At 43.9% G+C, this 14,512-nt stretch carries 17 protein-coding genes; 10 read left to right on the top strand and 7 right to left on the bottom strand.

From position 1 onward, the window contains the following. Positions 1–15: 15 nt before the first annotated feature. Entirely contained in the window at positions 16–894 is an 879-nt protein-coding gene (xerD, locus tag KP803_RS03585) for a site-specific tyrosine recombinase XerD (RefSeq protein ID WP_248007757.1), read from the bottom strand. A 207-nt stretch (positions 895–1,101) separates the two neighbouring features. Here xerD and fldB point away from each other — a divergent pair, with 207 nt between their 5' ends. Then, positions 1,102–1,623: a flavodoxin FldB gene (gene fldB, locus KP803_RS03580; protein ID WP_248007465.1), complete on the top strand. Its 522-nt coding sequence runs from the start codon at positions 1,102–1,104 to the stop codon at positions 1,621–1,623. Position 1,624: 1 nt separating this feature from the next. Here fldB and ampD read toward each other — a convergent pair whose 3' ends face one another. After that, entirely contained in the window at positions 1,625–2,167 is a 543-nt protein-coding gene (gene ampD / locus KP803_RS03575) for a 1,6-anhydro-N-acetylmuramyl-L-alanine amidase AmpD (protein WP_248007464.1), read from the bottom strand. 132 nt (positions 2,168–2,299) lie between these two features. On the opposite strand from ampD, the gene nadC reads away from it, so the two are divergent. The 8 genes from nadC to yacG all read left to right on the top strand — a co-directional run bounded on the left by nadC (position 2,300) and on the right by yacG (position 9,483). Next, complete coding sequence (nadC, locus tag KP803_RS03570; protein ID WP_248007463.1) at positions 2,300–3,190, top strand: carboxylating nicotinate-nucleotide diphosphorylase; 891 nt, start codon at positions 2,300–2,302, stop codon at positions 3,188–3,190. A 284-nt stretch (positions 3,191–3,474) separates the two neighbouring features. After that, the gene (locus KP803_RS03565) at positions 3,475–3,897 is read left to right on the top strand and encodes a pilin (protein ID WP_248007462.1); all 423 of its coding nucleotides are present in this window, start codon (positions 3,475–3,477) and stop codon (positions 3,895–3,897) included. Next, a complete protein-coding gene (gene pilB / locus KP803_RS03560) occupies positions 3,897–5,582 on the top strand; it encodes a type IV-A pilus assembly ATPase PilB (protein WP_248007461.1) in 1,686 nt (561 codons plus the stop codon). The genes KP803_RS03565 and pilB overlap by 1 nt, the downstream gene beginning before the upstream one ends. A gap of 24 nt (positions 5,583–5,606) precedes the next feature. Continuing rightward, on the top strand, positions 5,607–6,833 hold the full coding sequence (locus tag KP803_RS03555; RefSeq protein ID WP_248007460.1) for a type II secretion system F family protein: 1,227 nt from the start codon (positions 5,607–5,609) through the stop codon (positions 6,831–6,833). A gap of 66 nt (positions 6,834–6,899) precedes the next feature. Further along, positions 6,900–7,769 carry a prepilin peptidase gene (locus KP803_RS03550; protein WP_248007459.1) on the top strand — a complete coding sequence of 290 codons (870 nt, stop codon included), beginning with the start codon at positions 6,900–6,902 and terminating at the stop codon, positions 7,767–7,769. 1 nt (position 7,770) lies between these two features. Further along, a complete protein-coding gene (gene coaE, locus KP803_RS03545; protein WP_248007458.1) occupies positions 7,771–8,424 on the top strand; it encodes a dephospho-CoA kinase in 654 nt (217 codons plus the stop codon). Further along, the gene (gene zapD / locus KP803_RS03540; protein WP_248007457.1) at positions 8,411–9,151 is read left to right on the top strand and encodes a cell division protein ZapD; all 741 of its coding nucleotides are present in this window, start codon (positions 8,411–8,413) and stop codon (positions 9,149–9,151) included. Before coaE ends, zapD begins: the two co-directional genes overlap by 14 nt. A gap of 134 nt (positions 9,152–9,285) precedes the next feature. Beyond that, a complete protein-coding gene (gene yacG, locus KP803_RS03535; protein ID WP_248007456.1) occupies positions 9,286–9,483 on the top strand; it encodes a DNA gyrase inhibitor YacG in 198 nt (65 codons plus the stop codon). A gap of 320 nt (positions 9,484–9,803) precedes the next feature. On the opposite strand, the gene rplS is transcribed toward yacG, so the two are convergent. The 5 genes from rplS to ffh all read right to left on the bottom strand — a co-directional run bounded on the left by rplS (position 9,804) and on the right by ffh (position 13,467). Then, complete coding sequence (rplS, locus tag KP803_RS03530; protein WP_248007455.1) at positions 9,804–10,157, bottom strand: 50S ribosomal protein L19; 354 nt, start codon at positions 10,155–10,157, stop codon at positions 9,804–9,806. Between the two features lie 47 nt (positions 10,158–10,204). Continuing rightward, the gene (gene trmD, locus KP803_RS03525) at positions 10,205–10,954 is read right to left on the bottom strand and encodes a tRNA (guanosine(37)-N1)-methyltransferase TrmD (RefSeq protein ID WP_248007454.1); all 750 of its coding nucleotides are present in this window, start codon (positions 10,952–10,954) and stop codon (positions 10,205–10,207) included. A gap of 46 nt (positions 10,955–11,000) precedes the next feature. Then, positions 11,001–11,555 (bottom strand): ribosome maturation factor RimM, encoded by a 555-nt coding sequence (gene rimM / locus KP803_RS03520; RefSeq protein ID WP_248007453.1) that lies wholly within the window; start codon positions 11,553–11,555, stop codon positions 11,001–11,003. Between the two features lie 25 nt (positions 11,556–11,580). Beyond that, the gene (gene rpsP / locus KP803_RS03515) at positions 11,581–11,829 is read right to left on the bottom strand and encodes a 30S ribosomal protein S16 (protein ID WP_017036646.1); all 249 of its coding nucleotides are present in this window, start codon (positions 11,827–11,829) and stop codon (positions 11,581–11,583) included. 231 nt (positions 11,830–12,060) lie between these two features. Further along, entirely contained in the window at positions 12,061–13,467 is a 1,407-nt protein-coding gene (ffh, locus tag KP803_RS03510) for a signal recognition particle protein (protein WP_248007452.1), read from the bottom strand. A gap of 191 nt (positions 13,468–13,658) precedes the next feature. Here ffh and KP803_RS03505 point away from each other — a divergent pair, with 191 nt between their 5' ends. Beyond that, positions 13,659–14,453 (top strand): cytochrome C assembly family protein, encoded by a 795-nt coding sequence (locus KP803_RS03505; protein WP_248007451.1) that lies wholly within the window; start codon positions 13,659–13,661, stop codon positions 14,451–14,453. Positions 14,454–14,512: the final 59 nt, after the last annotated feature.

Here is a 14,512-nt window from a genome sequence, read left to right as displayed (position 1 = left end):
AAAATCACCTTAAAATTAAGCCCTTGGATGGTGCTCACTATGAATTTGTTTTAGCCTTTCAGTGGCGACGTGAGTATAAATCTGTGTCGTCGATAAGTCACTGTGGCCTAATAACATTTGTACAACGCGCAAATCGGCTCCGTAATTAAGCAAATGCGTCGCGAAAGCATGCCTCAATACATGCGGAGACAACAGCTCGGTGTCTATCCCTGCAATAACAGCATAGTGCTTTATCCTATGCCAGAATGTTTGCCGGGTCATCTGCCTTGCTCTTTTACTGGGAAATACAACGTCTGAAGATTTCTCTCCAAGTAACGTAGACCGCCCTTGCTCTATAAAAGTTTCAATCCAATCAACGGCATTCTCACCCATTGGAACCAAACGCTCTTTTCCGCCTTTACCCGTTACACGTACCACACCTTGTCGTAAGCTCACGTTTTCCATAGTCAAACTCACCAGTTCGGTCACACGTAGTCCTGTTGCGTACAACAGCTCTAACATAGCCTTATCACGTAGCTCTATAGGATCATTAGGGTCTGGTGCATCAAGCAGCGCGTCTACTTGCTCTTCTGAAAGATCTTTGGGTAATCGCTGCGGCAGCTTAGGGCTAACCAGCAGTGCACTGGGATCATCCGCTCTCACTTTTTCACGATGCAGATATTGAAACAGGCGACGTATCGCAGAAAGCATACGCGCTCTTGAGGTCTGCTTATACTCTTTGTCCACCAACCAGGTTTGATACTCTTGTAGACCTGATAAGCTGATCGCATTTAGACGATAATGATTATCCGACATCCAATTGAGCAACTTTGTTAAATCATTGCGATAGGAAATCAGAGTATTTTCAGAAAGTCCCCGCTCCATCCACATAGTATCTAGAAATGACTCCAACATACCTTCTTCTGGAGAAGTGATCGCTCGCTCGGCAGAAGATACTTTTTTTGATATTTTCGACACGATAAATCTCTTTAACTTCAATCCCTAAAGGTTATGTGACTGCAGCCACTAAAGCCATAATTTTGTCCATTAATTAAAATTCTAACTGCATTCATGGCATCTTTATGGTTAAAATCCGTCATCGCACCTCAACAATGTAACAATATGAAGATTGGTTTATTTTACGGCTCGACAACCTGCTACACCGAAATGGCAGCGGAAAAAATACGCGCTATTATTGGAGAAGAGCTAGTGGATATTCACAATGTGAAAGAGAGCCCTCTTTCATTGATGAATGATTACGACCTATTGATACTCGGGATCTCCACTTGGGACTTTGGTGAAATCCAAGAAGATTGGAGCGAAATATGGCAAAAAATCGCTGGCGTGTCGTTAAACGACAAGTACGTAGCACTATTCGGCTTAGGCGATCAAGAAGGCTATGGCGAGTGGTTTCTCGATGCGATGGGTCTTCTACATGATGAGCTAATAACGACTGGCGCTAATATGATTGGCTACTGGCCGAATCAAGGCTACGAGTTTGAAGCATCCAAAGCGCTCACCGCAGATGGTAAGCACTTTGTTGGCCTTGCGCTTGATGAAGACTCTCAATACGAACTCAGCGACGAGCGCATTACAACATGGGTAGAGCAGGTTCTTGTTGAGTACCAAGCGACACTCGATTAACTCAGTCAAGCAGTGCGGTGAACTTTCGCCAATCAAAGACTAAGCCAGGGTCGGTTTTTCGCAGCGGGGCAATATATTGATGCCCCGTGATTCTCTCTTTTGTAATCAAAGGGTACTGCCTTATCAACTCCCGAGTTAATGACGCCAATGCGTTGTACTGAGCCTCACTGTAAGCACTGATGTCATCCCCTTCCAACTCAATACCAATAGAATAATCATTGCATCGTTCTCTGCCAGCAAATGAAGAAACGCCTGCGTGCCACGCTCGCTCAATAAATGGTACAAACTGGATGACCTTTCCTTCACGATCAATAAGGCAGTGCGCGGACACTCGCATGTTTTGGATCACCTTGAAGAAGGGGTGTTGTGAAGAATCAAGCTTGCCCGTAAAAAACTGCTCGATATAAGGGCCGCCAAACTGGCTAGGCGGAAGGCTAATGTTATGAATCACCAATAGTGAAATATCATTAGGATCCTCTCGAAAATCGCAATGTGGGGAAGGAAGATGCATTGCACCGTCATACCATCCTTGTTGATCAATCATTTATCTTGCCCTTTTTACTCATCTTCAAATCGATTTTATCCATTCCGAGATGAAAAGCGAGATTAATGGCTGAATTTCATTCCGACTCCGCGTATCATGCCCTCTCCCCCAAAGCCAACGATTAAATTTGCGATGAAAAACACACATAACAGCCAAGAACGTCTTGATTATTTAAAAACGCAACTACCGCTAGAGATCACCCGAGCAGTAGCTGAAACACTGAGAGAAGATCTTGGTGGTGCCATTGATGTCGACGCTGATATTACTGCAAGTTTAATCCCTGCGGACGCGCATAATGTTGCGACCATAATCACTCGTGAACACGGCGTCTTCTGTGGCCGAGCTTGGGCAGATGAAGTGTTTAAACAGATCGGTGGCACCGTTAGCATCGAATGGCATGTCGAAGATGGTGATAAGGTAGAGCCGAATCAAACTCTATGTACTCTATCTGGCCCAGCGCGCGCACTATTAACGGGCGAGCGTAATGCAATGAACTTCATTCAAACACTGTCAGGTTGTGCAAGTGTCACAGCAACTTACGCGAAACAATTGGAAGGGACCGAGTGTCGCCTTTTAGACACGCGTAAAACGATTCCAGGTTTACGTAGCGCACTTAAGTACGCGGTGGCCTGTGGTGGCGGTTTCAATCACCGTATTGGCGTGTTTGATGCTTACCTCATTAAAGAAAACCACATTATTGCCTGTGGTGGTATTGAGCAAGCGGTGAAAACAGCCAAAGAGCTAAACCCAGGTAAACCTGTAGAGATTGAGACAGAGAGCTTAGCGGAACTACAGCAAGCGATTGATGCTGGTGCTGATATCATTATGCTAGACAACTTCACCACCGACATGATGCGTGGAGCCGTTAAAATTAACGCTGGGCGCGCAGCACTAGAGAATTCGGGCAATGTAACTCTTGAAACTATTCGCGAGTTTGCGGAAACGGGCGTAGATTACATCTCTGTTGGTGCGCTCACTAAACACCTAAAAGCAATGGACCTATCGATGAGATTCCAATCTTAATCGATTAAAGTTCGCGACAATATTCTAAATGTAACAAGAGAGGCCAATGTCATTTATGCCTCTCTTTTTCTTTTCCCCGTAATCACTCCCCCCCTCCTCTCTCAAAAATTTCTTCCCCCACATATAACCGTTATATGCCACTCGTCGAATAATTTTGCACTTCGAATGTAATATAGGTTTAACTTCGACTATTTGCCTCGCGCCACCCTTCGCCCTCTATTTCTAGAATATTTGGCTCTATTTACTCTTGCTGCATCCCTTATACATCGCAAACGGAGAAAGTAATGAAAGCGATCAATAAGAAACAGAAAGGCTTTACCCTAATTGAGTTGATGATTGTTGTGGCGATCATTGGTGTGTTGTCGGCGATTGCAGTGCCTGCTTATAAAGATTACGTATCGAAAAGTGAGCTTGCCTCGGGCTTTGCTACCTTAAAATCGGTGATAACCCCGGCTGAGCTTTACATACAGGAACACGGGGCACTAAGTGGCTCTGATACCTCTATTTTGGGCGTTAAAACAACTGCAAATAACCTAGGAGCTCTGAAAATAGAAAATGATGGGTCAATCACTTTTACTCATAATAAAGGCGCTGTCGATAAAACTGTATTTACATACACTAGATCAGCAACTGATGGCTGGACATGTGGTGTCTTATTAACACCAAGTACATTAACAGAGCCTAAAGGCTGTGTTAAAACCAACTAATGCTAACCAACCTCCCTACCATCTTGCGCCAAGCTGAATTACTGAGTTTGGTGCAAGAACAGAACCTAAAAGAGCACGTGATCGCTTCGGGTATGACGGTACCTGAAGCTTTGCTCGACCTTGAGTTGTTCGAGCACCACGATCTCACTCAGCACATTAGTTCTATTTTTGGTCTCAGCGTGACTGAGCTTAGCCACTACGATTACACCTCTCTTTGTCACTCCCTTGGATTACGTGAGCTCATCACCCGCTATCAAGCTCTACCAGTGCAAAATAATGGTTTAGTTCTCTCAGTCGCCGTTTCAGACCCCACTTACACAGAAGTTGAGGATGAATTTCGCTTTGCCACCGGTCAGCAAGTTGAGTTGGTTCTAGCCGATTGCAAAGCGCTTCAAGCTTCAATTCGTCGCCTGTACGGCACCTCCGTCAATACCAGTCAATCATCAGCCAAAGAGATCAGCCAAGATGAGCTCGCCAGCTTGGTGGATGTGGGTGATGACGAAATACAACTGGTTGAAAACCTGAGCCAAGATGATGCCCCTGTCAGCCGATTTATCAATCAAGTTCTGTTAGATGCTGTACGTAAAGGGGCATCCGATATTCATTTTGAACCTTACGATGAACTCTACCGAATCCGACTTCGATGCGATGGTATTTTGGTTGAAACCCAAACTCCAGCAAACCATTTAAGTCGTCGTCTCTCTGCTCGGCTTAAGATCCTTGCCAAGCTCGATATTGCCGAACGACGCCTTCCTCAAGATGGTCGCATTAAGCTTCGCCTTGATGAGAGCACCGCGATTGATATGCGGGTTTCTACCCTTCCTACATTGTGGGGAGAGAAAATTGTATTACGACTTCTCGATAGCAGCAGTGCTAACTTGGATATAGACAAACTTGGCTACAGCGACAAACAAAAGCAGCTCTACCTCAACGCCTTAAAACAGCCTCAAGGCATGATATTAATGACAGGCCCTACGGGTAGTGGCAAAACCATCTCCCTCTACACTGGGCTCAATATCCTCAATACATCGCAAGTGAATATTTCCACCGCGGAAGATCCCGTTGAGATCAACCTCTCAGGCGTTAACCAAGTACAGGTGCAACCCAAGATTGGTTTTGGGTTTGCTAAAGCGCTGCGATCTTTTCTTCGACAAGATCCCGATATTGTCATGGTGGGTGAGATTCGAGATTTAGATACCGCAGAGATTGCCATCAAAGCCGCTCAGACTGGACATCTAGTTTTATCAACCTTACATACTAACTCTGCGGCAGAAACCGTGATTCGGCTAAGTAACATGGGGATTGAAGCGTTTAATCTGGCCTCTTCACTGAGTTTGATCATCGCCCAACGGCTGGCTCGAAAATTGTGCCCACACTGTAAGCTTCCCCATCAAGACGAGGCACTGATAAAAACATTATCTCTCAGCGAGAATGGCCTTATTTTTAAGGCCAATGATGAGGGCTGCAATGAATGTAATGGTGGCTACTCTGGGCGAACGGGCATTTACGAAGTCATGCCGTTTGATCACGATATGGCCGATGCGGTCATGAAAGGCGCATCAATGCTTGAAATTGAAAGTTTAGCCAAATCGGCAGGAATGCAAACTTTACAGCAATCGGGTATCGAAAAACTCAAACAGGGCATCACCAGTTACGCAGAACTTCAACGTGTTCTCTACTTCTGATCGGGTGAATTAGGTGAGTAATTAATGAGAAAAACCAAACAAGTTCAACTTAAAAATTATCGTTGGAAGGGAATAAACAGCGTAGGGAAACGTGTATCAGGGCAGATCTTAGCGCTATCTGAGCTAGAAGTGCGAGATAAACTCAAAGAGCAGTACATTCAAATAAAGAAGATAAAAAAAGGCAATGTGTCGTTTTTTACTCGTATTACACATCGAGTCAAAGCCAAAGATATCACCATATTAACCCGTCAACTTGCCACCATGTTAGGGACTGGGGTTCCTATTATTCAAGCATTGAAATTGGTCTCAGACAACAACCGAAAAGCCGAGATGAAATCGATTCTCTCTCAGGTCAGTAAAGGCGTGGAAGCAGGTACTCCCATCTCTAAAGCACTGCGTACTGCGAGCCCTCACTTTGATGCCTTATATGTTGATCTTGTCGCGACAGGAGAGCAATCAGGCAATTTACCTGAAGTGTTTGAGCGCCTCGCCACTTATCGAGAGAAAAGTGAACAGCTGAGAGCCAAAGTCATCAAAGCGCTAATCTATCCCGCGATGGTGATCATGGTCGCCCTAAGTGTCTCTTATCTCATGCTCACAATGGTAATTCCTGAGTTTGAGAGTATGTTTAAAGGCTTTGGCGCTGATTTGCCTTGGTTCACTCAACAGGTTCTATATCTCTCCCACTGGGTTCAGGCTTATAGCTTCATGATTCTGCTCTCCCTTGTTGCTTTGATTATCGCGGTGAAAGTGATTCGGAAAAAATCATTTCGAGTCCGACTTTCTACCAGTAAACTGAGCTTAAAACTGCCTGTTATAGGAGGCGTGTTCTCCAAAGCGGCGATTGCTAAATTTAGTCGAACGCTGGCCACTAGCTTTAGCGCCGGTATTCCCATTTTAACGAGCTTAAAAACCACCGCGAAAACCTCGGGAAACCTTCATTATCAAACCGCTATTGATTCGGTGCACCAAGAGACGTCTGCCGGAATGCCTATGTACATAGCAATGAGAAATACCGCAGCATTTCCTGAAATGGTGTTGCAGATGGTCATGATAGGCGAAGAGTCTGGTTGTCTTGACGACATGCTTAATAAAGTGGCAACCATCTATGAGTTTGAAGTTGATAATACAGTTGATAATTTAGGCAAAATCCTTGAACCCCTTATCATCGTCTTTTTAGGCGTTGTGATTGGGGGATTAGTTGTCGCAATGTATTTACCAATCTTTAACTTAATGAGTGTATTAGGATAGTATGAAGCTCTGATATGGTAATAGCGATATGTTACCGCTATTTCTACCCATTACCTGAGTGAAAATATGGAAGTGTTTGAGTTACACCCTTGGTTATTTACCACCTTTGCCGTGATCTTCGGTCTTATTATCGGCAGCTTTCTTAATGTGGTGATTCACCGACTGCCGATCATCATGGAGCGAGAATGGCGTCAAGAGTGTGCAGACTCCTTCCCTGAATATAAAATTACGCCACCAGAAGGCGTGTACTCATTGAGCATTCCTCGCTCAACCTGCCCTAAGTGTAAAACTCAGTTACGCCTTATTGATAATATTCCTGTGCTTAGCTGGCTATTTTTACGAGGCCAGTGTCACCACTGTGAAAACAAAATTTCAGCTCGCTACCCGTTAATAGAGTTATTAACCGCGTTAATGAGCGGCGTCGTGGCATACAGCTTTGGCCCTAGCTACTTCACCATCGCATTGGTCCTGTTCACCTTTGTTTTAATATCCGCAACCTTCATTGATCTTGATACTATGCTACTGCCTGATCAGCTGACGCTTCCTCTTGTATGGTCTGGTATCGCTCTAGCACTGTTTCAAATTAGCCCGATATCACTGCAAGACGCCGTTATAGGTGCGATTGCTGGTTACTTGTGCTTATGGTCTGTTTACTGGGGATTTAAACTATTAACCGGTAAAGAGGGGATGGGGTATGGCGATTTCAAACTCCTCGCCGCCCTAGGTGCTTGGCTAGGTTGGCAATATCTACCGATGATCATCTTACTATCCTCACTCGTTGGACTTGTGTTTGGCATTATTCAGCTTCGTTTACAAAAGAAGGGAATTGATAAAGCATTTCCTTTTGGCCCTTACCTCGCTATTGCGGGTTGGGTTGCCTTAATTTGGGGCGAGTCAATCATGTCATGGTATTTTGGCTCGGTAATGGGGATATAACATGACTTTTGTAGTTGGCGTGACTGGTGGCATAGCCAGTGGTAAGACAACCGTTGCGGATCTATTCCAGCAGCACTTCAACATTGAGATTGTCGATGCTGATATTGTCGCTCGCGAGGTGGTAGAGCCAAATAGCGAAGGGTTGAACGCCATCATTCAACATTTTGGATCTGACATCGTTGTTGAGAATGGAGAGCTGAATAGAGCTAAATTGCGCGAGAAGATCTTCTCTAATCCAGCAGATAAGCAGTGGCTTAATGCTCTACTTCATCCACTCATCAGGCTGAAAATGCAAGCAGAGATCAAAGCTGTTAGCTCTCCTTATGTGCTGCTCGTTGTACCTTTACTGATTGAAAACAATCTACAAGTTATGACAGACCGAGTTTTAGTCGTTGATGTTAATGAAGAGACGCAGATTGAACGAACAATGAATCGAGACGGGGTTTCTATCGAACAAGCTCAATCGATTCTTTCTTCACAATCAAGCAGAGAAGAGCGTCTTAGCTTTGCTGATGATGTGATTAAAAATGACACAAAAAACAGAGAACTTCTGCCCCAAATCACAGAATTACATCAAAAGTATCTAGCTATTAGTAAGCAAAATCGTGAAAATAGCAAAGAGACATTCGAAGGCGATATCAATGACCACTCATAAGTTTGAACATCCTCTTAATGAGAAGACACGCATCTATTTACGAGTAGAAGCGCTGCTCCGTCAACTGAATGTCTCGTCGCAGTTTTCTGATGATCTTCAGCATCTACTGTTTTTCCGTTCCCTGTTTGATCTATTAGAAATATTCGAACAAATTCAATTAAAAACCGAACTGGCTAAAGATATAGAGAAGCAGCGTCTAACCTATAAGAGCTGGCTTAACGTGGATGGCGTCGACCAAGCGATGCTGCTCAATGTATTGAAAGAAGTTGACCTTGTTCATGGCAAATTAATGACCGCAGAACGTTTTGGTCAATCGCTAAAAGAAGACCGATTCATTAGTACCATTCGTCAACGCTTCAACTTACCTGGTGGCTCATGTTGTTTTGACCTACCCGCGCTGCATCATTGGCTTCACTTACCAAAGACTCACAAAGAGCATGACACTAAGCAGTGGCTAGAGACACTGATGCCTCTCTCTGACGCACTGACACTCTGGCTCAAGCTCGCTCGAGAGACCGGCTATAACCAACCACAAATGGCAAATAACGGCTTTTTCCAGAGTGATGCCGAAGACGCTAATATCCTAAGGCTAGAGATCCCACTGCAATATGGTGTCTACCCTATGATCTCAGGACATAAAAATCGATTCGCTATTAAATTCATTGAATTCAAGTCTGGTCAAGCGTGTACTCAGGATATTCAATTTACGCTAGCGGTTTGCAGTTAGTCGCGATCGCCTTAAAGCGTTACTCTAGATACTCTGAGCGCTTAGTAAAGCAATGAACTTCGGCTCTATTATCGAGTTGCAATTTAGCTACCCAGAGCCGACAATATCGGCAATTCCAATACGAGATTGAATCAATGTCTAAAAAAATCACGATTGTTAAGTGTCCGCAATGCAGCGCTGAGGTAGAGTGGGGAGAGCAAAGCCCACACCGCCCTTTCTGTAGTAAGCAGTGCCAAATGATAGACTTTGGTGAATGGGCCGATGAAGAGAATACCATTGCTGGCGCTCCTGATATGTCAGACAGCGACGGTTGGTCAGAAGACCCACATTAAAGCTAACAGCTAACAGCTAACGGCTAACGGCTAACGGCTAACGGCTAACGGCTAACGGCTAACGGCTAACGAAATAATGAAGGTTGATGCCATTGGGATCAGCCTTTTTCTTTTTTATTTCGTTTTAATATTAGAAAACAGAATGAATTGAGATTTAAACGAAGCTAGATTTTTCTAGAACAAGGAAGAGGAACGGAGTTTACGGTAGTAAATGAGTACCGATGACGATGTAATAGGGAAACCTAGCCAGCTTAAACTCAAGACATAAAAAAACGGAGCCTATTGGCTCCGTTTTTCTTATGAGAACGCTAGTTATAGCATTACTTCTTAGCAAGCTTCTCGCGGATACGAGCTGACTTACCAGAACGCTCACGTAGGTAGTACAACTTGGCACGACGTACTGCACCACGGCGTTTAACTTCGATGCTATCAACCATTGGAGAATGTGTTTGGAACGTACGCTCTACACCTTCACCGTTCGAGATCTTACGTACAGTGAATGCAGAGTGCAGACCACGGTTACGGATAGCGATTACAACGCCTTCAAAAGCCTGTAGACGCTCACGGTCACCTTCTTTTACCTTAACTTGAACTACTACAGTGTCACCTGGAGCAAATTTAGGTAGGTCTGATTTTAGTTGCTCTTCTTCAAGAGCCTTGATGATGTTACTCATTTTTAAATTCCTAGAATAAACTGATACTAAATAAAATAGGTTACTGCTTACTTTTTATTAGAGCGATGCTCTTTAATAAATTCGGCCAGTAATTGTTCCTGTTCGTCAGTCAGAGCTAGGTTTTCCAGAAGCTCTGGTCTTCTAAGCCAAGTACGGCCTAGCGACTGTTGTAATCGCCAGCGACGAATGTCCTTATGGTTACCAGACATCAATACCGAAGGCACTGATTTATCGTCTAGTAGTTCTGGACGCGTATAATGTGGACAATCTAACAAGCCATTGGCAAAAGAGTCTTCTTCTGCCGACGCGAAATCCCCTAATACTCCCGGAACAAACCGTGAGACTGAATCAATCAACGTCATGGCTGGTATCTCACCACCCGTCATTACAAAATCACCTATCGACCATTCTTCGTCAACTTCGGATTGTATAATGCGCTCATCTACCCCTTCATAGCGACCACAGATAAGAATCAAGTTCTCATTAGTAGCCAACTCTTCAACACCTTGTTGGTCGAGCTTACGACCTTGAGGTGAAAGGTAAATAACCTTCGTCTTTCCCGGTGAGGCTTGTTTTGCTGTATGAATAGCATCGCGCAAAGGCTGAACCATCATAAGCATGCCAGGACCACCACCGTAAGGTCTATCATCAACAGTGCGATGTTTGTCGTGAGTGAAATCGCGAGGATTCCATGTCTCTACCGACAAAAGACCTTTTTTAACCGCTTGACCTGTTACTCCATAATCAGTAACGCTGCGGAACATTTCAGGAAACAGGCTAATTATGCCAATCCACATGTTTTCACCAATATAAGCTTGGTTCTATTCGCAATGTTACTTGGAGTTAGAATCCAGGATCCCAGTCAACTTCGATCCGTTGAGCATTGCGATCAACTGATTTGATCACTTGCTCTTCAAGAAACGGGATTAATCGTTCCTTTTGCCCAAAAGCATCTTTTAGATTTGCTTTCACTACGAGAACATCGTTTGAACCGGTTTCCATGACATCCGTCACTTTACCCAAATCGTAACCTTTGGTGGTTACCACTTGCATTCCAAACAATTCACGCCAGTAGAATTCCTCTTCTGACAATTCAGGTAGCGCTGCAGGGTCAATAGCGATTTCGAAATTAGTCAGTAAGTGCGCTTCTTCGCGAACTTCCAAACCAGCTAGTTTAGCCACCATAGCTTTGCTATGACGCTTCCAGCTTTCTACTTTGTATTCAACCCACTCGCCCTTAATTTTAATAAACCAAGGACTGTAATCGAAAATGCTTTCAGCATTGTCTGTGTAGGAAAAAACCTTAAGCCAGCCGCGAATGCCATAGGTAGCACCAAACTTGCCCATAACAATTTTTTCGTTTTGCTCACTCATTGTTTCTTTTCCTTTCATCGACATAAGCTACTTCTCTATAAATAAAGAATTAAGCCGCTTTTTTAGCGTCTTTTACTAGCTTAGCTACGCGGTCAGATACAGATGCGCCTTGACCAACCCAGTGGTTAACGCGATCTAGGTCTAGACGTAGACCTTCTTCTTGACCAGTAGCAGTAGGGTTAAAGAAACCTACTTTTTCAATGAAACGGCCAGTTGCAGCATTGCGGCTGTCCGCTACTACGATTTGATAGAATGGGCGTTTTTTTGCGCCGTGACGTGCCAAACGAATGGTTACCATGTCGTCCTCTTTTGCTTTCTCAAAAATAAAATTAACCCCAGAAACCGTCTTTTAAAAGTCGATTTGGGGTCTCGTGCCAAAATAAAGCCTCGGAATTTTACTCTTATTCCGAGGCTTTGCAAGACATTTAGCTACTTTTTCACCACCACAAAAAGTAAATATAATTTGTGATTTAGCTAACAGCTTGAAAATAAAGTTAGCTTAGGTTCAAGACTAATGAATACGATACGATTAACGACCGAATGGATTGAAGCCACCGCCACCACCCATTCCGCCCATACCACCCATGCCGCCGCCGCCCATCATGCCTTGCATGTTGCGCATCATGCCTTTCATGCCACCTTTCTGCATTTTCTTCATCATTTTCTGCATCTGGGTAAATTGCTTCAATAGGCGGTTAACGTCTTGTACCTGAGTACCAGAGCCGGCTGCGATGCGTTTCTTGCGTGACCCTTTAATGAGCTCAGGACGCTTACGCTCTTTCATCGTCATTGAGTTAATGATCGCTTCCATCTGCTTAAACATTTTGTCGTCAACTTTATCTTTGACGTTATCTGGTACGTTGCTCATGCCGGGTAGCTTGTCCATCATACCCATCATTCCGCCCATGTTTTGCATCTGGCCAAGCTGCTCACGGAAGTCTTCTAGGTCGAAACCTTTCTTCTCTTTGAATTTCTTAGCAAGTTTGTCCGCTTTATCAGTATCAACATTACGCTGAAGATCTTCGATAAGAGATAAAACGTCACCCATGCCCAGAATACGTGAAGCGACACGATCAGGGTGGAACGGTTCTAGCGCGTCAGTTTTCTCACCGACACCTAAGAACTTAATTGGTTTACCAGTAATATGACGAACAGATAAAGCAGCACCACCACGTGCGTCACCATCAACCTTAGTTAGGATGACACCGGTTAATGGCAGTAAATCGCCAAACGCTTTCGCTGTATTCGCTGCATCTTGGCCTGTCATGGCGTCAACAACAAAAAGAGTCTCAACAGGATTAATCGCGCCGTGAAGCTCTTTAATCTCAGCCATCATCTCTTCATCAACCGCTAAACGACCCGCAGTATCGACAAGAAGAACGTCGTAGAATTTTTTCTTAGCGTGATCAATCGCTGCGTTTGCAATATCAATCGGCTTTTGATCGGCTGATGATGGGAAGAAATCAACCCCTACATCAGTAGCAAGAGTTTCTAGCTGTTTGATTGCCGCAGGGCGATAAACATCGGCAGACACAACAAGAACTTTCTTTTTGTCTCTTTCCGTTAATAGCTTAGAAAGTTTACCGACACTGGTTGTTTTACCTGCACCTTGTAAACCAGCCATTAAGATGACAGCAGGAGGCTGAGCCGCTAAATCAAGCGCTTCATTGGATTCACCCATAACCGCTTCAAGTTCTGCTTGAACGATTTTGATGAACTCTTGGCCTGGAGTAAGAGATTTAGAAACCTCTACACCCACCGCGCCCTCTTTTACACGCTTTACGAAATCACGAACAACAGGCAGTGCTACGTCCGCTTCTAGCAACGCCATACGAACTTCGCGCAGCGTCTCTTTAATATTATCTTCGGTCAAACGACCTTTACCGCTGATATTTTTCAGCGTTTTGGATAATCGATCTGTTAAATTGTCAAACATCTTTATACTCTTCGCTATCAGGCGACAAATTACTGTGAGTATACATTAGCCATGAGTGGAGTCATACCCGTTGTAAACGCCTTCTTTAGTTTTGATATCTCATCTATTGCAATTCTATCCGGATATACGATAGCCCAACCGCTTGATGCAGGTTATAATTCCTTAATTCAACAACAAAACTTGTGATATTGATGGATAACTTAATCGCCGTTACTTCTGCAATTTTATATGCGCTCGCCATCGCAACGATTGTTCCTGGATTGATTCAACAGACGGGAATACGCTCGAAAACTGTCTTTATCAGTGCTGCTGTTGCGCTGGCTTTTCATGGCTGGCTATTAAGTGATCTTATTTTTAATGAAAATGGACAGAACCTAAGCATTCTCAATGTCGCTTCATTAATTAGTTTTATCATCTCTGTTGTTATGAGTGTTGCCATGCTCAAAACGAGGCTGTGGTTTCTATTACCTGTCGTATATAGCTTTTCAGCCATTAACCTTTTAGCGGCGACCTTCTTATCAAGCACCTTCATTACTCACTTAGAGAATGAACCAAAACTGCTTGTACACATCTCTTTAGCGCTTTTCTCCTACTCTACCCTCTCCATTGGTGCGTTATACGCGCTACAACTGGCCTGGTTAGATCATAAACTAAAAGCGAAAAAGGCCTTGGCTATCAACCCGAACTTACCACCACTAATGATGGTTGAGCGTCAATTATTTAAAATTATCCTCATTGGAACACTGCTATTAACTGGAACTCTCATTACGGGTACGTTCTTCGTTCATGATATGTTTGCTCAAGGAAAGGCACATAAAGGCGTTTTATCGTTTATTGCTTGGGTTATCTACTCGACTCTACTTTGGGGTCACTATCAAAAAGGTTGGCGTGGGCGTAAAGTCACTTGGTTTGCTGTAGCCGGTGCAACATTACTCACTTTGGCTTACTTTGGTAGTCGATTTGTCAAAGAGATCATTCTCACTTAACTCTAAATGTAAGAGTTAAGTAACTCTTCTTATTACCTTTTAATCAGGTGCAATGTTAT

The organism is Vibrio amylolyticus, from assembly GCF_023145695.1.
Classification (GTDB): domain Bacteria; phylum Pseudomonadota; class Gammaproteobacteria; order Enterobacterales; family Vibrionaceae; genus Vibrio; species Vibrio amylolyticus.
The sequence above is the reverse complement of the archived record's forward strand: the minus strand, read 5'-3'. Positions and strand labels throughout refer to the sequence as shown.